The organism is Variovorax sp. J31P207 (assembly GCF_030316965.1).
In the GTDB taxonomy this organism is placed as follows: Bacteria; Pseudomonadota; Gammaproteobacteria; order Burkholderiales; family Burkholderiaceae_C; genus Variovorax; species Variovorax ginsengisoli_B.
Genome location: NZ_JASZYN010000001.1, coordinates 1 through 24,290, shown reverse-complemented (window position 1 = coordinate 24,290; position 24,290 = coordinate 1). Strand labels below are relative to the sequence as shown.

Below are 24,290 nucleotides of genomic sequence, written 5' to 3'. Positions count from 1 at the left end.
GATGGAGACTCCGGAGGTCAGTGGGGGGAAAGAGCGGAAACGGCGGAAGCAGCCGCCTGCCGCGGCGAGGCACAGGCTTCGGCGTCTGCCGCCGCGCGGGCATGGCGAAGCAGGCCCAGGCGGGTTCGGTAGGCCGCCGTCATGCGCTCCTCGCCGTCGTCGACGGCGGTGAAAGTCGGCAGCTCGGCGGCACGCAGGCAGGCCGACAGGCGCGGCCCGGGTGCGGCCTGCGCCAGCATCGGCTCGCCGGCCATGCAGGGCTCGATGCGATGCGCACAGCGCGAGGCGAAGCGGCACTGCGACCAGGTCGAGAACGGACTGGGCGGTTCGCCGGCGATCGCCTCGCGCTGGCGCGCGACGTCCGGAACCGGGCTGGGCGTTGCCGCGAGCAGCATGCGCGTGTAGGGATGCCGCGGATCGGTGAAGACCGTCTCCGAAGGTCCGGTCTCGACCAGCCGGCCGGCATACAGCACGCCGATGTGCGTTGCGAGATGCCGCACCACGGCCATGTCATGCGAGATGAACACGTACGAGACGCCCAGCCTGGCACGCAGCTCGCCCAGCAGGTTGACCACCTGCGCCTGAATCGAAAGGTCCAGCGCCGAGACAGGCTCGTCGCAGACGATCAGCTCGGGCTCCACCGCCAGGGCACGGGCGATCGCGATGCGCTGGCGCTGCCCGCCGGAGAACTCGTGCGGATAACGCGCCGCATGGCGACCATCGAGCCCGACCAGCGTCAGCAGTTCGGCGACACGGTCCGCCACTTGTGCGCGCGGCCGCAGACGGTGCAACAGGATCGGCTCTGCGATGGCGGCCCCGATGCGCACGCGCGGATCGAGCGAGCCGAACGGGTCCTGGAAGATGATCTGGACCCGGCGCCGCAGACGCCGAAGCGCCCCGGCATCGAGTGCGCGGACATCGATGCCGTCGAAATGGATCCGCCCGGCATCCGGCTCGATCAGCCGAAGCAGCATGCGCCCGATCGTGGTCTTGCCCGAACCGCTTTCGCCGACCAGCGCGAACACGTCGCCGCGATCCAGCGAGAAGCTGATGTCCGAAACCACTCGCGCCGATTTCGACTGGCCGAAGAGGCCGCCGCCCGACACGTAGGTCTTCGAGATGTGCTCGACCGAAAGAAGGGGGTTGCTCATGAAAGGTGCTCCTCCAGGGGCGCGCGCCAGCAGGAAACCCAGTGCGCGGGCGCGATCTCGCGCAGCGGCGGATAGTCTTCGCGGCACCGCGCCGCGGCGAACGGGCAACGCGGCGCGAAGCGGCAGCCCTTCGGCATCGCGCCGGGCGCGGGCACCTGGCCTTCGATCGTGGCCAGCGGCCGGCCGCGCTCGTCGGCGCGCGGCATCGCGGCGAACAGCGCCAGCGTGTACGGGTGCATCGGATCGCCGAACAGCGCCGCGCGGGACGCCCGCTCCACGATGCGCCCGGCATACATGACGGCGACCTCGTCGGCGATCTCGGCGACCACGGCCAGGTTGTGCGTGATGAAGAGGACGGCGGTCCCCAGCTGTGCGCGCAGGTCGTCGATCAGCCGCAGGATCTGGCTCTGGATGGTCACGTCCAGTGCCGTGGTCGGCTCGTCGGCGATCAGGATCGCCGGCTTGCAGATCAGCGCCATCGCGATCATCACCCGCTGGCGCATGCCGCCCGAGAGCTGATGCGGATAGGCCCGCAGTCGAGCCTCGGGCGCGGGGATCTGGACCTGCCGGAACATCGCCAATGCGACCTCCCGCGCGGCTTCCTGGCGCAGGCCCTGGTGGACTTTCAACGTCTCCGTGATCTGGTCGCCCACGGTCATCACCGGGTTCAGCGCCGTCATCGGCTCCTGGAAGACCATGGCCATGCGATTGCCACGGATGGCGTTCAACCGCTTTTCGCTGGCCTGAGCGAGGTCTTCGCCGTCCAGCACGAAGCGGTCCGCCGCGAGGCGCATGGCTGGCGACAGCAGGCGCATCAGCGAGAGCGCGGTCAGGCTCTTCCCGGAGCCCGATTCACCGACGAGGCAGAGAATGCTCCCGCTGTTCAAGGCGAGGTCGACGCCGTCCACGATGGCCGGGCCGTCACCCACGCCCACGCGCAGGTTGGCCACGGCCAGCATCGGGTCGGATTGCGTCGCATTCTGCCGGGCAGGTTCGGCCGGCGGGCGGGCAAGCTCTGGCGGTTGCATGGCTTTCATAGGTCGCTACTGGAAGCTCGCGAACTGCAGGTGCAAGGCGCCGTCGGGATACTGCTGCCAGTTCAGCCGCTTGACCGAAGCCTGCAGCGTTGCCGGGAAGGTCAGGAAGAGCATCGGCGCATCGTTCGCGATCTGCGCCTCCGCTTCGCGATAGAGCCTCGAGCGCTCGGCCTGCGCCGGCGTGCTGCGTGCGCTGTTCAGCAAGGCGGTGACCTTGTCGCTGCGGTAGTCCATGAAGTTGTTGGAGCCGGCCTTGACGAAGAAGTTGTAGAGGTTGCCGTCGGGGTCCGTGCGGCCCGTCCAAGGGGACATGCACAGATCGAAATCCTTTTGCCGCAGCACGCTGATCAGGCTGGTGGCGTCGATCTGCCGGATGTCGACCTTGAACCCGGCCTGGTTGGCCTGCGCCTGCAACACCTCGGCCGTGCGGACCTGCGCGGGCGAGTTGGTGACGGTGATCGAGACGGGCACGGGGGCGGTCTTGCCCGCGTCGGCCAGCAGCTTGCGCGCCGCCGCCGCGTTCGCCTTGTAGGGTGCGAAGGCCGCGTCGTGGGCCCAGCCCATCGTGGGCGGGATCGCGCCTTGGGCGATGCTGCCGGTACCGAAGTAGACCGCGCGCAGGATCGCCTGCTTGTCGATGGCGGTGGTGAAGGCTTGCCTGACCCGCACGTCGTCGAAGGGCGCCTTGGCCGTGTTGAACGAAAAGGCGTTGAAGCCCAGCCCCGGCGTCTGCTTGAGCGTCAGGTTGGCCTCCCGGCCGAGCTGCGTGGCGTTCTGCGCCGGCACGGCATCGACGAGTTGCACCGTTGCCGAGCGCAGGTTGGTAAGCCGCACGGTCTCGTCGGCGATCGGGCGAAAAACGATCCGCTCGATCTTCGCGGGGCCGCGCCAGTAGCCGGGGAAGCGCTCCAGCACGAGCTCGGAGTTCTTGGTCCAGCTCACCAGCTTGTAGGGGCCCGCGCCCACGCCCTTTGTCGCGAAGTCGGCGCCCAGGGCTTTCAGCGCACTCGGCGAAACCATCATGCCCGACCGGTTCGAAAGCACCTGGAGCAACGGCGCATAAACCGTTTTGAGCTTGATGGTGAAGGTCAGGGGGCCCGTGACCGTGACGGTGTCGATCGACGACAGCTCACTGCGGCGCGGCGAGCCGGTGGCCGGGTCGAGCATCCGGTCGAAGTTTGCCTTGACGGCCGCGGCGTCGAGCGGCGTTGCGTCGTGGAAGCTCAGGTTCGGCCTGAGCGTGAAGAGGTAGGTGAGCGGGTCCGGCGTCTCGACGCTCGCGAGCCCGGGTTCGATCTTGAGATCCGGCGTGACGTGCACCAGCGGCTCATACAGGTTGTACTGGATGGAGAGCTCGAAGAACGAGGCCATCAGGGCGGGGTCGAGCGTGACGGGATCGGAGACGATCCCCACCGTGAGCGTGCGGGTCTCCTGCGCCAGGGCGGGGAGCCCCGACAGCACGATCGGCGCGGCGGAGAGAAAGGCGGCGAAGCGACGCCGATGGATGGGGAACTGCATGGCACATCTCCAGGTTGAACTGTCGTCGAGGCACTAGTCGCGCGGATCAAAGCGGTCGCGCAGACCGTCGCCCAGCAGGTTGCAGCCGAGCACCGTCAGGAAGATCGCGGCGCCGGGAAACAGGGCCAGCCACGGCGCCTGTTCCATGAAGCCGATCGCGTTGCGCAGCATGTTTCCCCAGGTTGCGGTGGGCGGCTGTGCGCCCAGCCCGAGGAAGGACAAATACGATTCGGTGATGATGGCCGAGGCGAAGAGCAGCGACCCCTGCACGATCACCGGCGCAAGGATGTTCGGCAAGATCGTGCGCAAGAGGATGTTCGCAGTGCGGAAGCCCAGGGCGCGCTTGGCCTCGACGAACTCGAGCTGCCGCACCACCAGTGTCTGGGCCCGCGCGACGCGCGCGAAGACCGGAAGATTGACCACCGCGATCGCAAGCACGGCATTGGTCAGGCTCGGGCCGAGCACGGCCGTGATCGCAAGCGCCAGCAGGATGCTCGGAAAGGCGAACACCACATCCATCACACGCATGATCAGCGCCTCGGTCCAACGGCCGAAATAGCCCGCCACCAGGCCGAGGCCGGTGCCCGCCAGGGCCGCGACCACGACGCTGAGAACGCCGACGAACAACGAAGTCCGCGCGCCATAGATGATGCGCGTGAGCACGTCGCGGCCCAGTTCGTCGGTGCCCAGCCAATGTGCGGCGGAAGGCGGCGACAGGGTGTTGACGAAATCGGGGAAGTCCGGCGCATAGGGTGCGATGAACGGCGCGCCCAATGCGGCGATGGCCGCCAGGAGGACGAGGCCCAGGCCCAGCGCCGCGCGCGGATCGCGGGTCATCGTGCGCAGGAAGGCGGCCATGCCGGCCGGCCGATGGATGGCGTTCGCGCTCGCGCTCATGACAGCCTCACCCTTGGATCGAGCACCGTGTAGACCAGGTCCGTCGCCAGGTTGATCAGCACGAACGCGACCGCCGTCAACAGCACCGCGCCTTGAACGACGGGGTAGTCGCGCGCGAAGATCGCATCGACCGTCAGCTTGCCGATGCCCGGCCAGGAGAACACCGTCTCGGTCACGACCACGCCGCCGAGCAGCTGGCCGAGCTGGATGCCGAGCAGCGTCACGATCGGAATGCGCGCATTGCGCAGAGCATGCCCCCACACCACGCGGCGCCGCGGAAGTCCCTTGGCGCGCGCCGTGCGCACGTAGTCGGAGCGCAGGACTTCCAGCATCGTCGCGCGCGTCATGCGCATGGTGGCGGCCGCCAGCGCCGCTCCCAGGGTCAGCGCCGGCAGCACGAGATGGCGCAGGTGCTCCAGCGGATCGGCCATCAGCGAGACGTAGCCCGAGGCCGGCAGGATCGGCCAGTAGATCGAGAAGGCCAGGATGAGCAAGACGCCGAGCCAGAAGCTCGGCATCGACAGGCCGCACAGCGCGAGGAACGAAGCGGCGTAGTCCGCGCTGGTGTTGCGGCGGGTGGCGGCCACGATCCCGGCGGGAATGGCGATCACCAGCGAGATCGCCAGCGCCGCCGCGGCCAGCAGCGCCGTCGGTCCCAGCGCGCCCAGCAACAGCGGCAGGACTGGACGTCCGCCCTGGACCGAACGTCCGAAATCGCCCGCGAAGATGTGGCCGATCCAGGTGACGTACTGAACCACGATGGGCTGGTCGAGCGCGAGTTGCTGCCGCAAGGCGGCGATCGCCTGCGGGTCGGCGTCCAGCCCCAGCAGCGCGATGGCGGGGTCGCCCGGCACCAGCCGGATCAGGAAGAACGCCACGACCGAGGTGCCGAGCAGGATCGGCACGAGCGCGATCAACCGTGCGAGCAGATAGCGGGCCATGGCACATTTTCCAATCCGGGGTTGCGTCCGAGGGAAGGCTTCGGCACGGACACGGCGGCCGCGAAGCTGGCGAGGGCGTCATTCGCCATAGGGAATCCAGATGTTCTTGACCTGCGTGGCATGCCGCAGGAAGGGCGCACCCTCGGCCGCGGCGCCGTCCTGCCAGTCGGTGGCCAGGCCATGGTCCACCAGCGTGCGCTTGAGGTTGCCGACGGACAGGCGTTCGGCATCGCGCGACAGCGACGCCGCGCCGAAGACCCAGAGCGCGTCCACGTCGTCGTGCCGGGCCAGTGTCTGCATGAGGCTCTCGGCCGGGCCAGTGACGATGTTCACCACGCCGCCCGGCAGGTCGGAAGTTTCGAGCACCTGGTAAAAGTCGGTCGCGATCAGCGGATGCGTTTCGCTCGGCACGATCACCGTGCGGTTGCCCATCGCCAGCAGCGGCGCGAGCAGGCTCACGAAGGACAGCAGCGGCGCTTCGTCCGGGCATACGACACCGACCACGCCGATGGGCTCCACCGTTGCCAATGCCACGCCGCGCAGCGGCGGCACGTGCACCGTCCCTTCGTACTTGTCGGCCCACGCACCGTAGGCGAAGAGGCGGCTCACGGCGGCGTCCACCTCGGCGCGCGCACTGCCTGCCGCCACCTCCGTGAGGCGGACGAGGCGTGCGGCGAATTCCTCCGCGCGTGCGGAGAGGTTTTCCGCCAGGTAGTAGAGGGCCTGCGCGCGGCGGTGCGGCGTGGCACTGGACCAGCCGTCCGCCGCACGCGCCGCGGCCACCGCGTTGCGGATGTCCTTGCGGTTGCCCGTGCCCACCTCGCCGAGCCGCTTCCCCGAGACGGAAAACACCGCGTGCGACAACTCGCCATCAGGTCGCGCCTGTTTGCCGCCGATGAAAAGCTTGGCGGTGCGATCGATGGCCGGCAGTGTCGATGAGGTGACCGGCGCCCGCGCCGTTTCGCTGGCTACGCCCGATACCGCCTGCGCGGCACGCGGCTTGCGCGCGGCCCAGGCGTGTGGCTTGAGGTACTCATGGCAGCCTTCGCGTCCACCCTCGCGGCCGTAGCCCGACTCGCGATAGCCGCCGAAGCCGACGCCCGCATCGAACAGGTTGGTGGCGTTGATCCATACCACGCCCGCCTGCAGCTGCGGTGCGATGCCCAGCGCAAGTCCGATCGTCTCGCTCCAGATGCTGGCTGCCAGGCCGTAGCGCGTGTTGTTGGCCAGCGCCACCGCCTCGTCCGGGGTGCGGAAGGTCATGGTCACGAGCACCGGGCCGAAGATCTCTTCGGTCGCTACGGTCGATGCCGGTTGCACCCCCGTCAACAGCGTCGGTGGATAGAAGCTGCCGCCCGTGGGCAGCGCGCATGGTGGCTGATAGCAATGCGCCCCCTCGCGCACGCCCGCGGCCACCAGCGAGCGCACTCTGTCGAGCTGCGAGCCGTCGATCAGGCTGCCGAGGTCGATCGCCTTGTCCAGCGGCATGCCCACGCGCAGCTGCTGCATGCGCCGCTTGAGCCGTTCGATGAAGTCGGCCGCGATGCCTTCCTGCAGCAGCAGCCGCGAGCCGGCGCAGCACACCTGGCCCTGGTTGAGCCAGATGGAGTCCACCACGCCTTCCACCGCCGCGTCGATGTCGGCATCGTCGAACACGATGAAGGGCGACTTGCCGCCGAGCTCCAGCGTGAGCGACTTGCCCGAGCCGGCAGTCGCCTCGCGGATGAGGCGGCCCACCTCGGTCGATCCGGTGAAGGCGATCTTGTCGACCCCTTCGTGCGCGACCAGTGCAGCGCCCGTGGCGCCGTCGCCCGTCACCACGTTGAGCACGCCTGCAGGCAGGCCCGCCTGCGCCGCCAGCTCGGCAAACAGCAGGGCGCTCAGCGGCGTGAGTTCCGCCGGCTTGAGCACGACCGTGTTGCCAAGCGCCAGCGCCGGCGCGATCTTCCACGCCAGCATGAGCAGCGGGAAGTTCCAGGGAACGATCTGCCCGATCACCCCCAGCGGCACCTGGTCCGCGAATTCGCGTTCCTGCAGTTGCGCCCAGCCGGCATGGTGGTAGAAGTGCCGCGCCACCAGCGGCACGTCGATGTCGCGGGTCTCGCGGATCGGCTTGCCGTTGTCGAGCGCCTCCACCACCGCAAGCAGGCGCGCATGGCGCTGCACCGTGCGCGCCAATGCATACAGATGGCGCGCGCGCGCATGGCCGCCGACCGCCATCCAGCCCGGTTGCGCGGCGCGCGCGGCGGTCACGGCGGCGTCGATGTCCGCCGGCGAGCCTTGTGCGATGCGCGCGAGCAGGAGTCCGGTGGCCGGCTCCACGGTCTCGAAGTGGGCACCGGAGTCGGCCCCCGTGAAACGACCGTCAATGAAGTGGCCGAACCCCTGCGCATGGCGCGAGAGCCATTGGCGGGCATCGGTGTCGCTCTCGGGCGCGGGGCCGTAGTCCATGGTGTCGAAATAGCGTGCGACGCTGTTGCTCATCGGTTCATCCGATCGGGTGGCGGTTGAAGGCCGAGTAGCGGCCCGTGACGTGGTGTTCCAGCTGGCGCTCGATGTCGGCCAGCAGGCTGGAGGCGCCGATGCGAAACAGGTTCGGCTCCAGCCAGGCGCGTCCCAGTTCTTCCTTCATGAGCGCCTGGTAGTCCAGCGCCAGCCGTGCGGTGCTGACGCCGCCGGCTGGCTTGTAGCCCACTCGGAAGCCGGTGCGGGCCTCGTACTGGCGGATCATGCGCAGCATGACCAGCGTGACCAGCGGCGTGGCATTGACGCCTTCCTTGCCGGTCGAGGTCTTGATGAAATCCGCGCCGGCCATCATGCAGACCAGGGAGGCCTTCGCGACGTTGCGCAGTGTCTTGAGTTCGCCGGTCGCCAGGATGGCTTTCACGTGCACCGCGCCGGCGGCTCGGCGGAAGTCCAGCATCTCGTCGTAAAGCCTCTGCCAGTGGCCGCCGAGCGCATGTTCGCGCGTGATGACCACGTCGATCTCGGAGGCGCCGTCGCGCACTGAAGCCTCGATCTCCTTCAACTTGAGCGCGTGCGGGACCAGCCCCGCAGGGAACCCCGTTGATACGGCCGCCACCGGGATGCCGGTGCCCGCGAGCGCGTCGACCGCTGTCGCGACGAAGCGGTGATAGACACAGACAGCGCCCGTGTGCAGTGGGCGATCGGCAAAGCCGAGCGCTGCCAGCACTTCCGGGCGCACCGGCATCACGGCCTTGGCGCACAGGCGCCGCACACGCTCGGCCGTGTCGTCGCCATTGAGCGTCGTGAGGTCGATGCAGGTGAGGGCCTTCAACAGCCACCCGGCTTGGGCGTCCTGCTTGACCGAGCGGCGGCCGCGCAACGTGGCGACGCGGCGTTCGGCAGCCGAGGGGTTGATGCGGATGCCGTCGATCCAGCCCGCGTCGAACGGCTGCGCGACATTGCGGGCAATTGCGCCCGGGTTGTCGGCCGCCGGCGTGGCTGTCACGGATTCGGAGGGTGGGCGCACCGCGCCTCTGGTGCGGACCAGTGCAGAGGATGTCATGATTAATGTTATTCCAAGAACATGACGTTGCGCAAGATGTTCTTGCAGTAACATTTTGATGAGCGATACTTGGGCTGGTAGACGAGAGGAACAGAACATGCGAAAGACCGCCGGCGCGGGGGTATTGCGCCTTTCACGGATGCAGGAACTTGTTGAAGCCCGCGGGCCCTTGCCAATCAACGAAGCCGCCCAACTGCTGGCCGTGACCCCGATGACGATCCGCCGCGACCTGTCGGCCCCCGACTCGCCATTGACCGCTCTCGGGGGCTACGTGCTCGCGACCACCCTGCCCTCGGCGGATCGATACTCGCTCGACGTGGCGGGCGACCAGCATGCGGCGCACAAGCGCGTGGCATGTCAACGGGCGGCCAAGTGGGTGCAGGCGCATGACAGCCTGTTCATCGACTGCGGCACCACCATGGCTCATTTTGCAGAGGCCTTGCCGCCGGACATGCCCCTGAGCGTCGTTTGTTACTCCACGAACATCGCGTCGATCCTGAGCCGCCGCCCGAACACGCAGCTCATGCTGCTCGGCGGGCTGTACCACCCCTCGTCGGCCAGTTTCCTGTCCGACGAGGGCTTGCAGTACCTCAATCGCCTGGGCGTGAACAAGGCCTTTCTGTCAGCCGGGGGGGTGGACCCGCTACGCGGCGCGAGTTGCTCGAACTTTCACGAAGTACCGGTGAAGCAGGCGGCGATGCGCAGCGCATCGCAGACTTTCCTGGTCGTCGATGAAAGCAAGCTCGGCCTGTTGCGGCCGGCCTTCTTCAGCCCCCTCGACGCCTTCGGGCACATCGTCGTAGGCGGGGCGCCGGCGGCGGGTCTGCGCAAGCAGTTCAAGGATTTTTCGATGGTGTTCGCGCAACCTGCCGCTGACTGATCCGGGCATCGAAGGTCCCCTCTTCGGCCGGCAATCCGGGGGAGACGTCAGCGTGCTTGCGCCCGATGACTCAACTTTTGAAGAACGCCAGCAGATCTGGGTTGATGACATCCGCGTGGGTGGTGAGCATGCCGTGCGGGAAGCCCTTGTACACCTTGAGCGTGCCGTTCTTCAGCAGCTTGACCGACTTCAGCGCCGCATCGGCGATCGGCACGATCTGGTCGTCGTCGCCATGCATGACGAGCGTCGGCACCGTGATCGCCTGCAGGTCCGCCGTCTGGTCGGTCTCCGAAAAGGCCTTGATGCCTTCGTAGTGCGCCTTGGCGCTGCCCATCATTCCCTGGCGCCACCAGTTCTGGATCACCCCCTGGTAGACCTTGGCCCCTTCCCGGTTGAAGCCGTAGAACGGACCCGCCGCGACGTCGAGGAACAGTTGTGCCCGGTTGTCGGCCACCCCTTTGCGGAAGCCGTCGAAGACCTCGATCGGCAGGCCTTCCGGATTGCCCGCGGTCTTGAGCATCAGGGGCGGCACCGCGCTCACGAGCACGGCCTTGGCGGCACGGCCACTGGGCTCGCCGTGCTTCGCGACGTAGCGGGCGACCTCGCCGCCGCCGGTCGAGTGGCCCACGTGGAAGACCTTGGTCAGGTCGAGCGCCTCGACCACCGCGAAGGCATCGGCGGCGTAGTGGTCCATGTCATGGCCATCGCTGACCTGCGACGACCGACCGTGCCCGCGGCGGTCGTGCGCGATCACCCGGTAGCCGCGCTGCACGAAGAACAGCATCTGCGTGTCCCAGTCGTCGCTGGAAAGCGGCCAACCGTGATGAAACATGATCGGCTGGCCGTCCTTGGGGCCCCAATCCTTGTAGAAAATCTCTACGCCGTCCTTGGTCTTGATCGTACTCATGTGCTGATGGCCTTTCTGATAGTGCGCTGCTGCGCGGTGCTTGGTTCAATCGGTTGCATGGGCTGCGATCGGGTTGCGCCAAACTGTGAAGGGTAGCGCGGCGCAGGTATTGCACGATTGCCTTGCGAATTGAACGTTTGTGTGCGGCGCCGATCCGCCGGCTCAGTTGCCGACCCTCACTCCTCGGCGCCAACTGCCAGGTGGCGTGCCCATGCTGCGCGCGAAGACGCGCGTGAAGTGACTCTGGTCGGCAAAGCCGCACGCTGCGGCGATGTCAGCGAGCGGGCACTCGAAGTCCATCAGGAGCGCGCGTGCACGCTCCAGCCGTTGGGCGATCAGCCACTGATGCGGGGTCTGGCCCGTGGTTTCCCGGAAGGCGTGGATGAAATAGCTGCGCGAAAGGTTGCAGGCGCCCGCGATCTCGGTGATAGAAATGCTGCCGTCGAACTTGCTTCGCAGCATTTCCTTCGCCCGCGCCTCCTGCGAACGCGAAAGGAGCCGATTCCTCCTCGCGCCCGCCGTGGGCGCGCCACCGTACTTCTCGAGGAGGTAGGTCCCCATCGCGACGCTCATCTGGTCGACGAACAGCATGCTTGCCTCGGCAGGCCGGTCGAGCGCCGGCGTCAGCGCCAAGGCGAGACTGCCGAGCACCTCGTCCTTGACACCGGTGACGCATTCAAGCCCGCTGACACGGGCGCCGTCCCTGTCCTCGATTGCGCGCTCGATCGCGGCATGCGAGATCTCAAGCAGCACGAAGTCGAAGGACGATTTCATGTCGGCACGATAGCGATCGCGGAAGTCACGGATGTAGATGGCGCCTCTGTCGAATTCATGGCATGACGCATGGTGCTCATGAAGAATCCGCCTCCGGTGGCCGTCGCGCAGCGAAATTCCGACGAGCACGCCACGTCCGGTCGCCGGTGTCTCCACGTAGTCGAGCCGCGTGCCTTCGGTCGTCTTGCGGTAGACCCTGACGCCGCCGGCCGAGAGTTCCTGGTCCTTGCGGAGTTGCGTGGATGTGCAACCCAGCGTGTCCTTCGGACTGACCGAAAGATCGGGCCCCGACGATGAGGGTTTCGGTGCCTGGGGAGGGCGTCCCTTCGTCCCGAGAGAGCGGGTTTCAGCGTGCATGGCCTGACAGAGCAAGAGTGGAAGACAGAAGGCCTTATTGGCCGCCCGGCGCCGAACTTCGGATAGAAGGCAGGCCAGATTTCTTGAATGAACGTGACATCGGCCCATCGCGCCCAACGCCCGTGCGCCGGGAGTCCAGGGATCAGCACAAAACGTACCAGTGACTTTCGCGTTCATGCCATCGCTCCGCGTCGGCGGAGCCTCGTCAGGCCGGGCCACGCCAGCGCCCCAATGTTCAAATCGTCAGTCAACCCGACAAGACGGCGCCCGCGCCGAAGGCGCACCATGGCGCCCTGCGCACAGAAGCGCTCCCCCACCCACGAGGCCTTCCCATGAAACCGTCCCTTCCTTTGCTCATGAGCCTCAACGGGGGCTTCGTGGATACCGCCGGCTTCCTGGCGCTCCAAGGCCTGTTCACCGCCCATGTCACCGGAAACTTCGTGACCTTCGGCGCGGCGCTGGTGCACGGCACCTCGGGGGCATTGACCAAGCTCCTTGCATTGCCGGTGTTCTGCGCCGTCGTCATGCTGACGCGATGGCTAAGCTACGCCCTGCCCGGCTTCGGCCTGCCGGTCTTGCGAACGATGCTGGTCCTCAAGATGCTGTTGCTCGCCGCGGGCGCCGCCCTCGCCGTCCGTTTCGGTCCTTTCAGCGACGGCGACAGCGGACTCGCGATGCTCACCGGCATGACGCTGGTGTCGGCGATGGCCATCCAGAACGCGGCCCACCGCATTCATCTGGCGAGCGCCCCGCCGACCACCCTCATGACCGGCACGACCACGCAGGTCATGATCGACCTCGCCGATCTGCTTCGAGGCCTGCCACCGGAAGACGCCCTGGCCGCACGCGCCCGCCTGCGACGCATGTCGAGCAGCGTCGCGGTCTTCGCGGCGGGCTGTGCGGCTGCCGCGCTCAGCTTCACATTGGTGAACAACTGGTGTTTCGTGATTCCGCCGGTGCTGGCCGCCTGCGCCGTCGTTCTTCAAAACAGCACGCGCGAGGGTGAAGCCGCAGGACCGGCCGTCGTCGGCCGCTGAGGGTCGACCAGCCCCGAACAGGTCTCTGCCGCTCGACGAACAGCGTAGATCGCCTGGGGTCGCCCGTAGGCGCGGCCGCTGTAATTCTCTGACGAGAGGCTCGCGATCTCCGCGGCGGCCGACGGCTGCAACACCTGGCAGCGCACCTCGCCACGGGAGACGGTTGAATGAAAATACTTCAACGGGTTGAAGCTGAGCAGCCAGAATCGCGCAGCAGGATCCGAGCGTGAGGCGGATCAGGCCGCTCTCAGGGACTGAACAGCCCCTCCAACGTCGCCCGCATCACGGCAGCGTCGGCCGTACATCCCGTCCAGAGCGCGATGCTGATCAACCCCTGGTTCACCAGCATTCCCAACCCATCGAGCGTGACACAGCCGCGCTGCGCCGCCGCTTCGATGAGCGCTGTGCGCGGCGGATTCGGAATGACGTCGGCCACCACCATGCCGGGGTGCAAGCTGTCGGTGTCGAGATCGGGCATCGCGCTGACGTTCGGGAACAGTCCGACCGAGGTCGCATTGACGACGATGTCGGTCTGCCTGTCCACTCGGTGATGCGGTGTCCAGGGTACGGCGCTCGCCTGCGCGCTGGTGCGCTGGGCGATCAGTTCGGCCAGTTCGCGCGCCGGTGCGGCACGCCTGTTCACGATCGTGATGTGACCCGCGCCAGCCAGCGCGAGTTCGACCGCGATGGCACGCGCTGCGCCTCCCGCACCGAACAACGTGACCCGGCTGCCGCTCGGTTCGGCCACCGTGCGCAGTGAATCCAGGAAGCCCCGGCCATCGGTGTTCTCGCCCACCAGGCGGCCTTCTCGCAGCACCACGCAATTGACGGCGCCGATCAGGGCCGCCGAAGGTGCCAGGGCATCCAGATGCGAGATCACCGCGAGCTTGTGCGGAATCGAGCAATTGAACCCGGCCCATCCCATGGCACGCGCGCCTCGCACGGCGTCGCCCAACATGGCGGCAGGCACGTCGCAGTTGATATAGCGGGCATCGAGCCCCAGCGCGCGGTATGCCGCCTCGATCATTGCCACCGTCGGATTCTCGTCGGCCGGAGACGCGAGGGATCCGGTCAGCAGGCTCAGGAAATGGTGTTCGGTGCGCACTACGACTCCTCCCGCCATGAAGCGCCGTCGCGTCCGACCAGCGCGCTGGAAGCGGCGGGCCCCCACGATCCAGCGCTGTAGGGCCGGGGTGCCTCGCCCGCGTTGCGCCAGCCGTTCAGGATCGGCTCGCACCAGCGCCAGGCGGCGTCGAGTTCGTCGCGGCGCATGAACAGCGTCAGGTTGCCCCGGATGGCGTCCAGCAGCAGGCGCTCGTAGGCTTCCATCGGACGCTGCTTGAATTGCTCGGCGAAGTCCAGGTTCAGGCCGACCGGCCGGAGGTTCATGGTGTCGCCAGGCACCTTGGCCATCATGAACAGCTTGAGGCTCTCCTCCGGCTGCAGCTGGATGACCAGGCGATTGCCCGCCGATTCGGTGCCGTTGGACGGAAAGATCGAATGCGGAACCGATCGGAAGTTGACCACGATCTCGGCCGAGCGCTCGGCCATGCGCTTGCCGGTCCGCAGGTAGAAAGGCACGCCCGACCAGCGCCAGCTCTCGAGCTCCGCGCGGATCGCCACATAGGTCTCGGTGGACGTGTCGGGCGGAATCCCGGCTTCCTCGAGGTAGCCCGGCACGGCCTGGCCGTTGACGGTGCCGGCGCGGTACTGGCCGCGCACGGTGCGCGAGCCGACGTCGGCCTGCGTGAAGGGCGTCAGCGCCCGCAGCACCTTGAGCTTCTCGTCGCGCACCGCATCCGGATGGATGGAGGTCGGCGGCTCCATCGCGACGATGCACAGCAATTGCAGCAGATGGTTCTGCACCATGTCGCGCAGTGCGCCGGTGCGGTCGTAGAACTCGCCTCGGGTCTCGACCCCGACCTGCTCGGCGATCGTGATCTGCACGTTGCGAACCCAGGTCCGGTTCCACAGAGGCTCCAGCAGCGCATTGGCGAAGCGAAGCGCGAGCAGGTTCTGGACCGGCTCCTTGCCCAGGTAGTGATCGATGCGAAAGATCTGCGGCTCGGCGAACACGCTGCCCACATCCTCGTTGATCTTCTGCGCGGAGGCCAGGTCCCGTCCGAGGGGCTTCTCCAGCACGACGCGCGAGTTCGCATTGACCAACCCGGCCGCCGCCAGGTTCTTGCAGATCGGCGCGAAGAAGTCCGGCGCGGTAGACAGGAAGAAGACCCGGACCTCGGCCAGCGATGCCTTCATCACCTCCGCCAGCGCATTGAAATCCTCGGGTGTGTTCGCCTCCACCTTCGCGTAGTCAAGGCGTTCGGCGAAGCTCGCAAAGGTCGCTTCGTCCATGTCCGCGGCGGCCACGAAGCTGGCAAAGCTCGCCTTCACCTTCGCGATGAAGTCCGAGCGCCCGAGCTGCTCCCGCGCCAGGCCCAGGATCCGGCCGTGCGGAGGCAGGTCGCCATCGCGGTGGCGGAAGTACAGGGCCGGCAGCAGCTTGCGCATGGCGAGGTCGCCGGTGCCGCCGAACAGCAGCAGATCGAATGAATTGACTTGGGGCATGGAAGAATCCTGAGGTTGCGTCGCAGAGAGGCGCGCGAAGTCGTCGGTCGGGGTTCAGGCGGTCTGGCCGAGACGCGCGGCGTGCCGTGCCAGCGCGGTGATTCGGCCCCAGTCGCGATCGGCGACCGCGTCGCTTGGCGTCAGCCAGGAGCCGCCGACGCAGACGACGTTGGGCAGGGCCAGGAAATCCGGCGCCGTGGCGGCGCCGATGCCGCCGGTCGGGCAGAAGCTCAGCTCGGGAAAGGGTCCGCCCAGGGCCTTGAGCATGCCCACGCCGCCAGCCTGCTGCGCCGGGAAGAGCTTGAGTTCGGTGAAGCCCGCCGCCCGCGCGGCGATCACGTCCGACGGCGTCATCACGCCGGGCAGCAAGGGCAGCGAACTGTCCCTGGACGCCGCAACCAGCTCCGGCGTCAGGCCGGGACTGACACCGAACAAGGCGCCGGCCTTGACCGACGCATCGAAGTCCTCCGGCCGCGTGATCGTGCCGACGCCGATGATCGCGCCTTCGACCTCGTTGGCGATGGCCTCGATCGCCTTCAGCGCCACCGGCGTGCGCAAGGTCAGCTCGAGGACCCGGACGCCGCCGGTCACCAGCGCGCGTGCCAAGGGCACCGCATCCTCCAGCTGGTCGATGACGATGACCGGGATCACCGGACCGCTGCGCATGATGCTCAGGATGTTCATTTCGCGGCTCCTTGTGCAAATGCAAAATGGTCGTGAACGGGCGTGACGTGCGCCGCGGCGGCCGACGTGCCGGGCTCGGCCGCGTGGAAGGTGATGGCGCCCTCCTCGGCACCCAGGGCGTTGGCGCGGAACACCGCGAACAGCTCGCGGCCCATGCCGTGGCGGGACTCGCCGAGATCGGCGACCGCCGGCTGGCGCGACTGCCACTCGGCAGCGGCGATGCGGACCCCGAGCACGCCGCGCTCGCTGTCCAGCACGACCAGGTCGCCGTCGCGCACCCGCGCGAGCGGCCCGCCCGCCAGGCACTCGGGCGTGACATGGATCGCCGCCGGCACCTTGCCCGAAGCGCCGGACATGCGCCCGTCGGTGACCAGCGCGACATGGAAGCCCTGGTCCTGCAGCACGCCCAGGATCGGCGTGAGCTTGTGCAGCTCGGGCATGCCATTGGCCCGCGGTCCCTGAAAGCGCACCACGGCGACGAAGTCGCGCTGCAGCTCGCCGCGATCGAAGGCGGCGATCACCGCCTCCTGGGTGTCGAACACGATCGCCGGCGCCTGCACCACGCGGTGCTCGAGCTTGACCGCCGAGGTCTTGATGACGGCGCGGCCGAGGTTGCCGGTGAGCAGTTTCAGCCCGCCGTCGAGGCTGAAGGGTGCCGATGCCGGCGCCAGGATGGCGGCATCGGCACTGGCGCGCGGCGTGTCGCGCCAGGCCAGCCGGCCGGCGGCGTCCAGGACCGGCTGCTGACGGTAGCGGGCCAGGCCGGGGCCGGCCACCGTCAAGGTGTCGCCGTGCAGCAGCCCGGCATCCAGCAGTTCGCCGATCACGTAGCCCATGCCGCCGGCGGCGTGGAACTGGTTGACGTCGGCCTTGCCGTTCGGATAGACGCGGGCAAGCAGCGGCACCGCCTCGGACAGGTCGCGGAAGTCGTCCCAGTTGATGAGGATGCCGGCGGCGCGCGCGATCGCCACCAGATGGATCGTGTGGTTGGTCGAGCCGCCCGTGGCCAGCAGGCCGACGATGGCGTTGGCAATCGCGCGCTCGTCGACCACCCGGCCGATCGGCGTGTACTCGGCGCCCTCGGCCGTGATCTCGACCGCTCGTTGTGCCGCCGCCGCGGTCAGCGCGTCGCGCAGCGGCGTGCCCGGATTGACGAAAGCCGCGCCCGGCAGGTGCAGGCCCATCACTTCCATCAGCATCTGGTTGCTGTTGGCCGTGCCGTAGAAGGTGCAAGTGCCCGCGGCGTGGTAGGACTTCTCTTCGGATTCGAGCAAGGCGTCGCGGCCGACTTCCCCCTTGGCGTAGCGCTGCCGCACGCGCGCCTTCTCGTCGTTCGAGAGACCCGAAGGCATCGGCCCGCCGGGCACGAAGAGCGTCGGCAGATGGCCGAACTGCAGCGCGCCGATCAAGAGGCCGGGGACGATCTTGTCGCAGATGCCCAGGCACAGCGCGGCATCGAACATGTTGTGCGAGAGCGCCACCGCGGTGGCCATCGCGATCACGTCACGGCTGAAGAGCGACAGCTCCATGCCGGGCTCGCCCTGCGTGACGCCGTCGCACATCGCCGGCACGCCGCCGGCAAATTGCGCGGTGGCGCCCACCGCGCGCACCGCCTGCTTGATCAGGGCCGGGAAACGCTCGAAGGGCTGGTGCGCCGACAGCATGTCGTTGTAGGACGAGACGATCGCGATGTTGGGTTGGCGCAGCTCGCGCAGCATGATCTTGTCGCCGGCCGGCGCCGCGGCGAAGCCGTGGGCCAGGTTCGTGCAGCCGAGGGCCTGTCGGACCGGGCCCTTGGCGCGGGCTTGTTCGAGGCGAGCAAGGTAAGCCGCGCGCGGATTCGCGCTGCGGTCGCGGATGCGGTCGGTGACCGCAGCAAGCACTGGATGAAGAGGCATCGAGGTTCCCTAGGTTCGGGTGATGTGCAGCAGATTGGTGGTGCCGGCCTTGCCGAAGGGCATGCCGGCCGCGATGACGACGAAATCGCCCGGCTTCGCGTAGCCCTCCTTGCGCGCCACGGCGCAGGCGGTCTCCACCATCCCCGCGACATCGCTGACGTCGTGCTCCACATGCACCGAGTGCACGCCCCAGACCAGCGCCAGCCGCCGCGCGACGGGCATTTCGGGCGTGATGCTGAGCACCGGCACCACGGGGCGCTCGCGCGCCGCGCGCAGGCTGGTAGAGCCGGAGCGGGTGTAGGTCACCATCGCCGCCACCGGCACCAGGCTCGCCGTCTGCCGCAAAGACGCGCAGATCGCATCGGCGACGGTCGACGCGGGTGCGCTGTGGGATGCATCGATCACCGTGCGGTAGTGCGGATCGCGCTCCACCTCGGCAATGATGCGGTCCATCATCGCGACCGCCTCTCGCGGGTACTGGCCCGAGGCCGATTCGGCCGACAGCATCACCGCGTCCGCGCCGTCGTAGATCGCGGTCGCGACATCGGAGGCCTCGGCGCGCGTGGGCACCGGCGCGCTGATCATCGACTCGAGCATCTGGGTGGCGACGATCACCGGCTTGCCAGCATCGCGGCAGGACCGGACGATGCGCTTCTGGATGCGCGGCACCTGCTCGGCCGGCATTTCCACGCCGAGGTCGCCCCGCGCGACCATCACCGCATCGGACAGCGCGACGATGGCGTCGAGCCGCTCGATCGCCGCGGGCTTTTCGAGCTTGGCGAGCACCCCCGCGCGCCCCTGCACGATGTCGCGCAGCTCCTGCATGTCCTCGGGCCGCTGCACGAAGGACAGCGCGACCCAATCGACCCCGAGCTGCAGGCCGAAGTCGAGGTCGCTGCGGTCCTTGTCGGTCAAGGCCGAGATCGGCAACAGGACTTCGGGCACGTTGACGCCCTTGCGTTCCGACAGGATGCCGCCCGCGACAACCCGGGTGTCGGCGAAGTCGGCGCCGCAGGCCTCGACGCGCAGGCGGATCTTGCCGTCGTCGAGCAACAGATCGGTGCCGGGCTTGAGTGCTGCGAAGATTTCGGGATGCGGCATGGGCGCGCGCGTGGCATCGCCCGGCGTGCGGTCGAGATCCAGCCGGAAGGCGCCGCCGGCGGCGAGCTTCACCGGGCCGTCGGCGAAAGTGCCGACGCGCAGCTTGGGCCCCTGCAAGTCGAGCAGGATGGCGATGGGCCGCCCCGTGTCCTGTTCGATGCGCCGGACGATGTCGTAGCGCGCGCGGTGCTGCTCATGGCTGCCGTGGCTGAAGTTGAAGCGGAACACGTCCGCACCGGCCTCGAAGAGCGCCCGGATGGTCTCCGCGTCGGAGCTGGCCGGCCCGAGAGTGGCGACGATCTTGGCGTGGCGGTGGCGATGCATGGTTCGCTCCCTCAAAGAATGAAGCCGGTGTTGATGAAGCTGGACTTGTGGTCCTGCACGATGGCATTGAGCAGCCGCTTGCTCGGCTCGGTCTGCTTCGCGGCCACCATCGAGCGGATCGAGAAGGCCCGCAGCGCATCGGCCACCGACAGCGTGCCCTCGGCCGAATCCTTGCGGCCGGCGAAGGGAAAGACGTCGGGGCCGCGTTGGCACTGGCAGTTGATGTTGACGCGGCAGACCTGGTTGACCAGCGGGTCGACCAGTGCACCTATCTGGCCGGCATCCGAGCCGAAGATGCTGACCTGCTGGCCATGGTCCGACGTGATGACGTAGTCGAGCGCGGTCTCGATGTCGTCGAAGGGCATCACCGGCACCAGCGGGCCGAACTGCTCCTCGCGGTAGAGCTTCATGCCTTCGCTCACCGGATACACCACGGCGGGGTAGAACAGCGTCTGGCAGAACTCGCCGCCGCCCTCGTTGACGATGCGCGCGCCCTTCGCCTTTGCGTCTTCCAGTGCCTCGGTCATGTAGGCCGTGCGATGCAGGCCCGGCAGCGGCGTGATGCTGACTCCCGCCTCCCACGGCATGCCGACCTTGAACTTGGCGAGCTCCTCGGTAAAGCGCTGCAGGAAGCGGTCGGCGATCGAGCGGTGCACCATCAGCATCTTGAGCGCCGTGCAGCGCTGCCCGTTGAACGACAACGCGCCGAGCAGGCACTCCTTGACCGTGAGTTCGATGTCGGCGTCGGGCAGGATGATCGCGGCGTTCTTGGCGTCGAGCCCGAGGATCGCCCGCAGGCGGTGCGACTTCGGATGCTGCTTCTTCAGGTGATCGGCCACCTTGCTCGAGCCGATGAGTGCCAGCACGTTGACCTTGCCGGAGGCCAGCAGGCGCGGCACCACGACCGCGCCGGGCGCGTAGATGGTGTTGATCACGCCCGCGGGGAAGGCCGAGCGGAACGCCTCGAGCAGCGGTTGGAACAGCAGCGTGCCGTATTGCGGCGGCTTGAACACCACGGTGTTTCCCATCAGCAGCGCTGGGATCAGCGTCGCGAAAGTCTCGTTCAACGGGTAGTTGTACGGGCCCATGCACAGCGCCACGCCCAGCGGCGTGCGCCGAATCTGTCCAATGGTTCCCTCGGCGACGACGAAGCGCGAGCTGGCGTTGTCCAGGTCCTTCAGCGCCTCGATGGTGGCCTGGATGTACTCGACGGTGCGATCGAACTCCTTGCGCGAATCGGCCAGGCTCTTGCCGATCTCCCACATGATCAGCTTCACGATCAATTCGCGCTGCTGCGCCATGCGGCGGACGAACTCCTGCATGCAGGCGATGCGGTCGGCCACCCCCATGGTCGGCCATTCGCCGCGGCCGTTTGCGTAGGCGGCCACCGCGGCGTCGAGCGCAGCATCGCTCTCGGCCTCGCCCATCACCGGGTAGCTGCCGATCCCGACCTGGCGCACTTCGCCGGTGCCGGCGTCGCGCGTGCACACCGGCGACAGCACGGTCTTGCTGGGGCCGTTCCATTCGATCAGTCGACCGGCGACCAGGGAGTGGCGCTGGTGCACCTGTTCGGCCAGCCGATGTTCTGCCGGGATGTCTTCGAGCACGGGGAAGTGCTGCGCAAGCTGCGCATTGCGGTCGGTGGTCATGGAATCTCCGAAGGGATGTGGATTTCAGGTCGACTCAGCGAGGCTGCATCAACGGTCGAGTTTGAGGAACAGGTTGCGATCGGGGGCGAAGTTGGCGTAGAGCGGCAGCAGTGCGCCGCCGATCGCGCCCGCATCGGCGCCCATCGTTCCGGCCAGGACCTCGGGGCGGGAGACGCCCTCCCAGTTGCAGCGATCGAGTGCGACGCCCAGCTCCGCTTGCAAGGCTGCGAGCATCTCCCTGCTGAACGATCCGTCGATGACCACGCCCTCGAGATCGAGCAGCGCGGCAGCGCCATTGATCGCCATCGCGAGCGCCGGGGTCGACTGCTGCAGCCACGCCTGCGTCACGGGCAGCCAGGGAGACGCGACCGCGCGCGCGTCCGCCAGGGCTCCGGCATCGAGCCCGGCCTGCGCGTACATCGACTCCAGCGTGAACAGCGATGCCACGTTGAGCAACTGGCGCGGCGGGCCGCCGCTGGCGTCGCCCGGGCCGAGCGGCATCGACCCGACAGCGCCTGCGTTGCCGGAGCCTCCGCTGCGCAGGCGACTGTCGATCACCAGCCCGCCGCCGACGAAGGTGTCGACGTAGAGATAGAGAAAGCTGCGGATGCTGCGTCCGCGCCCGGACACCAGTTCGGCCACGCAAGCCGCCGCCGTGTCCTTGACCAATTCGACGGGCAGCTTGGTCATTGCCGTCACCTGCGCGCGGATGTCGATCGCGATCCACTTGCCGGCCTCCTCCGGCGCCACGCCGAGCAGCGATTGCCAGCCGCCGAGCGACAAGGGGGCGGCGACGCCGACGCCGTGCAGCAGTTGCGCGCGCTTGGGCCCGAGCGTCTTGCGCAGCGCCTGGACGCGGGTCCGAATCTCATCGAACAAGCTGTCGGGATCGGGAAACTGATAGTCGAGCACGAGGCGTTCGCGGACCTGCGCGGCGAAGTCGACCAGCAGCACCTCGAGGCTGCGCCGTCCGATCTTGATGCCGATCGAGTAGGCGCCGTCGGGGTTCAGCGCCATCGGTACCGAGGGCTGGCCGATCCTGCCGCGCAAGGGTGCGTGCTTGAGCACCAGGCCGTCGGCCTCGAGTCTCGCGATGATCAGCTGCACCGTCTGCGCGGTCAGGTTCGTCAGCCGTGCGATCTCGGCCTTCGGCAGCGCGCCGTGCAACCGGATGGCCTGCAGCACCACGCGCTCGTTGAACTGGCGCGTGCCCAGGTTGTTGGAGCCCCGTGGCCGCAGCTTGGCAGCGAATTCTGCGTCTGCCGTGCTCATGGCAGCAGGTCGTGAGCGATCACGCCTTTTTTTAGCAGGAAGTTGGCGAACGGTTGCATTTCCCCGGTTTGCACGATGGCGTAGGCGCGCGAGACGCGCTCGTAGAAGACAAATCGTTCCATGGCCTCACATTGCGCGTCGCCCGCATCGCCGCTGGCCTGCATTCGGTCGATCACGTCGCGCTGCAATGCGCTGCGATAGCCCTCGGGCTTGCCGCTGACCTGCATGTACGCGACCGGCTGCGCGACCGCCGCGTCCAGCGGCAGTACCGAAAGCACCGCGGCGCAGGCCTCGCGCATGCCGACGCCGGGCAGTCGCACGATCGGCTTGCCGTGGCCCAGCGACTCGGCCGTGAAGTTGGCGTCGGCCAGCACGATCTCGTCGCCGTGGCCCATCTCGCCAAGCACCTTGAGAAGATCGGGGCTGAGGAGAGGATCGATGTTCTTCAGCATGGGCGATCCTTCACGCCAGGCATTCGGCAGGCAATTGCTCGGGCGGCAAGGCCCCGGTCATGACCGCGACCGTGTCGCTCATGCTGATCTTCTTCGGGTTCAGCACCGCGCCGCGCTTGCCCAGCCGGGCCACGTGGATGCGGTCGGCGATCTCGAACACGTGCGGCATGTTGTGGCTGATCAGCACCACCGGCAGGCCCTTGTCGCGCACCCGCCGGATCAGCTCGAGCACCATGTTGCCTTCCTTGACGCCGAGCGCCGCGGTCGGCTCGTCGAGGATCACGACGTGGCTCGCGAAGGCCGCCGCCCGCGCCACCGCCACGCACTGGCGCTGGCCGCCCGACAGCGTCTCGACCGCCTGCGTCATCGAGCGGATGCCGACCTTGAGGTCGTTCATGCGCGCGATGCTCTGCTCCAGCATCTTCTTCTTGTCGAGCATGCGCAGCACGTTGCCCAGGAAGCCCTCGCGCCGGATCTCGCGGCCCAGGAACAGGTTCTCGGCGATGGTCATCGCCGGCGCCACAGCCAGGTCCTGGTAGACCGTCTCGATGCCCTCGCGGCGGGCGTCGATGGGGGCCTTGAAATGGATCGGCTTGCCGTCCAGCAGGATCTGGCCCTCGTCGGGTACGGTGGCGCCCGACAGGCACTTGATCAGCGAGGACTTGCCGGCGCCGTTGTCGCCGATCACGGCCAGGATCTCGCCGGCGCGCAGTTCGAAGTCGGCGCCGTCCAGCGCCGTGACCTGGCCGTAGCGCTTGATCAGGCCCTTGGCCTGCATCACGAGGGGTGCGGTGGCGGTGGTCATGTCAGCGGCCCCCCTTGCGCGAGAGTTGGTCGACGGTCACGGCGACGATCACCAGGATGCCGGTGATCAGCACCTGGTAGACCGACGACACGCCCATCAGCGTGAGGCCGTTGCGCAGCACGCCCACCACGACGGCGCCGACCAGCGAGCCGAGGATCATGCCGCGGCCGCCGAACAGGCTGGTGCCGCCCAGCACCACCGCGGTGATGGCGTCGAGGTTCTCGGTCTGGCCCGCATTGGGGTCGCCGACGCCGGTGCGCGCCACCGACATCAGCGAGGCGATGCCGTAGAACACGCCGGCCAGCACGTAGACGCCCAGCAGCACGCGCTCGGGCGGGATACCGACCAGCCGCGTGGCTTCCGGGTTGTTGCCGACCGCGTACACGTGGCGCCCGGCACCGGTCTCGCGCAGCCAGAACCAGACGCCCAGGTAGAGCAGGATCATCAGCACGGTGCCGTAGGCGATGTTGGTGCCGCCCAGCGCGAAGGTGCTGCCGAACCAGGTCATC

21 protein-coding genes are annotated in these 24,290 nt (G+C 68.0%); 2 read left to right on the top strand and 19 right to left on the bottom strand.

Features of this window, described 5'->3' with window-relative positions:
- Nucleotides 1-17 precede the first annotated feature (17 nt).
- The 7 genes from QTI68_RS00105 to deoC all read right to left on the bottom strand — a co-directional run bounded on the left by QTI68_RS00105 (nt 18) and on the right by deoC (nt 9,073).
- Nucleotides 18-1,151: an ABC transporter ATP-binding protein gene (locus tag QTI68_RS00105; protein ID WP_286518802.1), complete on the bottom strand. Its 1,134-nt coding sequence runs from the start codon at nt 1,149-1,151 to the stop codon at nt 18-20.
- The gene (locus QTI68_RS00100; RefSeq protein WP_503011626.1) at nt 1,148-2,179 is read right to left on the bottom strand and encodes an ABC transporter ATP-binding protein; all 1,032 of its coding nucleotides are present in this window, start codon (nt 2,177-2,179) and stop codon (nt 1,148-1,150) included. Before QTI68_RS00100 ends, QTI68_RS00105 begins: the two co-directional genes overlap by 4 nt.
- A gap of 15 nt (nt 2,180-2,194) precedes the next feature.
- Nucleotides 2,195-3,706, bottom strand: a complete 1,512-nt coding sequence (locus QTI68_RS00095) for an ABC transporter substrate-binding protein (protein ID WP_286518800.1) — start codon at nt 3,704-3,706, stop codon at nt 2,195-2,197.
- Nucleotides 3,707-3,739: 33 nt separating this feature from the next.
- Nucleotides 3,740-4,603 carry an ABC transporter permease gene (locus tag QTI68_RS00090; RefSeq protein ID WP_286518798.1) on the bottom strand — a complete coding sequence of 288 codons (864 nt, stop codon included), beginning with the start codon at nt 4,601-4,603 and terminating at the stop codon, nt 3,740-3,742.
- Nucleotides 4,600-5,544 (bottom strand): ABC transporter permease, encoded by a 945-nt coding sequence (locus QTI68_RS00085; RefSeq protein WP_286518796.1) that lies wholly within the window; start codon nt 5,542-5,544, stop codon nt 4,600-4,602. Before QTI68_RS00085 ends, QTI68_RS00090 begins: the two co-directional genes overlap by 4 nt.
- Nucleotides 5,545-5,622: 78 nt before the next feature.
- A complete protein-coding gene (locus QTI68_RS00080; RefSeq protein ID WP_286518794.1) occupies nt 5,623-8,028 on the bottom strand; it encodes an aldehyde dehydrogenase family protein in 2,406 nt (801 codons plus the stop codon).
- Between the two features lie 4 nt (nt 8,029-8,032).
- Nucleotides 8,033-9,073, bottom strand: a complete 1,041-nt coding sequence (deoC, locus tag QTI68_RS00075) for a deoxyribose-phosphate aldolase (protein ID WP_286518793.1) — start codon at nt 9,071-9,073, stop codon at nt 8,033-8,035.
- A 97-nt stretch (nt 9,074-9,170) separates the two neighbouring features.
- Between deoC and QTI68_RS00070 the strand changes: the two genes are divergently transcribed.
- On the top strand, nt 9,171-9,953 hold the full coding sequence (locus tag QTI68_RS00070; RefSeq protein ID WP_286518792.1) for a DeoR/GlpR family DNA-binding transcription regulator: 783 nt from the start codon (nt 9,171-9,173) through the stop codon (nt 9,951-9,953).
- Nucleotides 9,954-10,023: 70 nt separating this feature from the next.
- Here the strand turns inward: QTI68_RS00070 and QTI68_RS00065 are convergent, their stop codons facing one another.
- Together QTI68_RS00065 and QTI68_RS00060 are read right to left on the bottom strand one after the other, a co-directional pair.
- Nucleotides 10,024-10,860, bottom strand: coding sequence for an alpha/beta fold hydrolase (locus tag QTI68_RS00065; RefSeq protein WP_286518791.1), 837 nt, complete (start codon nt 10,858-10,860; stop codon nt 10,024-10,026).
- Between the two features lie 162 nt (nt 10,861-11,022).
- A complete protein-coding gene (locus QTI68_RS00060; protein ID WP_353506383.1) occupies nt 11,023-11,991 on the bottom strand; it encodes a helix-turn-helix domain-containing protein in 969 nt (322 codons plus the stop codon).
- 332 nt (nt 11,992-12,323) lie between these two features.
- Between QTI68_RS00060 and QTI68_RS00055 the strand changes: the two genes are divergently transcribed.
- Nucleotides 12,324-13,028 carry a DUF1275 family protein gene (locus tag QTI68_RS00055; RefSeq protein WP_286518789.1) on the top strand — a complete coding sequence of 235 codons (705 nt, stop codon included), beginning with the start codon at nt 12,324-12,326 and terminating at the stop codon, nt 13,026-13,028.
- Between the two features lie 247 nt (nt 13,029-13,275).
- Here QTI68_RS00055 and aroE read toward each other — a convergent pair whose 3' ends face one another.
- From aroE to QTI68_RS00005, 10 genes are all read right to left on the bottom strand, one after another.
- Nucleotides 13,276-14,133, bottom strand: a complete 858-nt coding sequence (gene aroE, locus QTI68_RS00050) for a shikimate dehydrogenase (RefSeq protein WP_286518788.1) — start codon at nt 14,131-14,133, stop codon at nt 13,276-13,278.
- Entirely contained in the window at nt 14,133-15,596 is a 1,464-nt protein-coding gene (gene zwf / locus QTI68_RS00045) for a glucose-6-phosphate dehydrogenase (RefSeq protein WP_286518787.1), read from the bottom strand. The genes aroE and zwf overlap by 1 nt, the downstream gene beginning before the upstream one ends.
- Nucleotides 15,597-15,650: 54 nt before the next feature.
- Complete coding sequence (locus QTI68_RS00040; protein ID WP_286518786.1) at nt 15,651-16,280, bottom strand: bifunctional 4-hydroxy-2-oxoglutarate aldolase/2-dehydro-3-deoxy-phosphogluconate aldolase; 630 nt, start codon at nt 16,278-16,280, stop codon at nt 15,651-15,653.
- A complete protein-coding gene (edd, locus tag QTI68_RS00035; protein WP_286518785.1) occupies nt 16,277-18,178 on the bottom strand; it encodes a phosphogluconate dehydratase in 1,902 nt (633 codons plus the stop codon). The genes QTI68_RS00040 and edd overlap by 4 nt, the downstream gene beginning before the upstream one ends.
- Nucleotides 18,179-18,187: 9 nt before the next feature.
- Nucleotides 18,188-19,603: a pyruvate kinase gene (pyk, locus tag QTI68_RS00030; RefSeq protein ID WP_286518784.1), complete on the bottom strand. Its 1,416-nt coding sequence runs from the start codon at nt 19,601-19,603 to the stop codon at nt 18,188-18,190.
- Nucleotides 19,604-19,614: 11 nt separating this feature from the next.
- Nucleotides 19,615-21,252: an NADP-dependent glyceraldehyde-3-phosphate dehydrogenase gene (locus tag QTI68_RS00025; RefSeq protein ID WP_286518783.1), complete on the bottom strand. Its 1,638-nt coding sequence runs from the start codon at nt 21,250-21,252 to the stop codon at nt 19,615-19,617.
- A gap of 48 nt (nt 21,253-21,300) precedes the next feature.
- Complete coding sequence (locus tag QTI68_RS00020; protein ID WP_286518782.1) at nt 21,301-22,524, bottom strand: ROK family transcriptional regulator; 1,224 nt, start codon at nt 22,522-22,524, stop codon at nt 21,301-21,303.
- Nucleotides 22,521-22,976, bottom strand: coding sequence for an RbsD/FucU family protein (locus QTI68_RS00015; protein ID WP_286518780.1), 456 nt, complete (start codon nt 22,974-22,976; stop codon nt 22,521-22,523). Before QTI68_RS00015 ends, QTI68_RS00020 begins: the two co-directional genes overlap by 4 nt.
- A gap of 10 nt (nt 22,977-22,986) precedes the next feature.
- The gene (locus QTI68_RS00010; protein ID WP_286518778.1) at nt 22,987-23,781 is read right to left on the bottom strand and encodes an ATP-binding cassette domain-containing protein; all 795 of its coding nucleotides are present in this window, start codon (nt 23,779-23,781) and stop codon (nt 22,987-22,989) included.
- Nucleotide 23,782: 1 nt separating this feature from the next.
- The coding region (locus tag QTI68_RS00005) for an ABC transporter permease (protein ID WP_286518777.1) at nt 23,783-24,290 on the bottom strand (508 nt) is incomplete at its 5' end.

What these genes read in the sequence shown, in the direction of transcription:
- QTI68_RS00105 (WP_286518802.1), bottom strand. Translation starts at nt 1,151, where the DNA reads ATGAGCAACCCCCTTCTTTCGGTCGAGCACATCTCGAAGACCTACGTG.
- QTI68_RS00100 (WP_503011626.1), bottom strand. Translation starts at nt 2,179, where the DNA reads ATGCAACCGCCAGAGCTTGCCCGCCCGCCGGCCGAACCTGCCCGGCAG.
- QTI68_RS00095 (WP_286518800.1), bottom strand. Translation starts at nt 3,706, where the DNA reads ATGCAGTTCCCCATCCATCGGCGTCGCTTCGCCGCCTTTCTCTCCGCC.
- QTI68_RS00090 (WP_286518798.1), bottom strand. Translation starts at nt 4,603, where the DNA reads ATGAGCGCGAGCGCGAACGCCATCCATCGGCCGGCCGGCATGGCCGCC.
- QTI68_RS00085 (WP_286518796.1), bottom strand. Translation starts at nt 5,544, where the DNA reads ATGGCCCGCTATCTGCTCGCACGGTTGATCGCGCTCGTGCCGATCCTG.
- QTI68_RS00080 (WP_286518794.1), bottom strand. Translation starts at nt 8,028, where the DNA reads ATGAGCAACAGCGTCGCACGCTATTTCGACACCATGGACTACGGCCCC.
- deoC (WP_286518793.1), bottom strand. Translation starts at nt 9,073, where the DNA reads ATGACATCCTCTGCACTGGTCCGCACCAGAGGCGCGGTGCGCCCACCC.
- QTI68_RS00070 (WP_286518792.1), top strand. Translation starts at nt 9,171, where the DNA reads ATGCGAAAGACCGCCGGCGCGGGGGTATTGCGCCTTTCACGGATGCAG.
- QTI68_RS00065 (WP_286518791.1), bottom strand. Translation starts at nt 10,860, where the DNA reads ATGAGTACGATCAAGACCAAGGACGGCGTAGAGATTTTCTACAAGGAT.
- QTI68_RS00060 (WP_353506383.1), bottom strand. Translation starts at nt 11,991, where the DNA reads ATGCACGCTGAAACCCGCTCTCTCGGGACGAAGGGACGCCCTCCCCAG.
- QTI68_RS00055 (WP_286518789.1), top strand. Translation starts at nt 12,324, where the DNA reads ATGAAACCGTCCCTTCCTTTGCTCATGAGCCTCAACGGGGGCTTCGTG.
- zwf (WP_286518787.1), bottom strand. Translation starts at nt 15,596, where the DNA reads ATGCCCCAAGTCAATTCATTCGATCTGCTGCTGTTCGGCGGCACCGGC.
- QTI68_RS00040 (WP_286518786.1), bottom strand. Translation starts at nt 16,280, where the DNA reads ATGAACATCCTGAGCATCATGCGCAGCGGTCCGGTGATCCCGGTCATC.
- edd (WP_286518785.1), bottom strand. Translation starts at nt 18,178, where the DNA reads ATGCCTCTTCATCCAGTGCTTGCTGCGGTCACCGACCGCATCCGCGAC.
- pyk (WP_286518784.1), bottom strand. Translation starts at nt 19,603, where the DNA reads ATGCATCGCCACCGCCACGCCAAGATCGTCGCCACTCTCGGGCCGGCC.
- QTI68_RS00025 (WP_286518783.1), bottom strand. Translation starts at nt 21,252, where the DNA reads ATGACCACCGACCGCAATGCGCAGCTTGCGCAGCACTTCCCCGTGCTC.
- QTI68_RS00020 (WP_286518782.1), bottom strand. Translation starts at nt 22,524, where the DNA reads ATGAGCACGGCAGACGCAGAATTCGCTGCCAAGCTGCGGCCACGGGGC.
- QTI68_RS00015 (WP_286518780.1), bottom strand. Translation starts at nt 22,976, where the DNA reads ATGCTGAAGAACATCGATCCTCTCCTCAGCCCCGATCTTCTCAAGGTG.
- QTI68_RS00010 (WP_286518778.1), bottom strand. Translation starts at nt 23,781, where the DNA reads ATGACCACCGCCACCGCACCCCTCGTGATGCAGGCCAAGGGCCTGATC.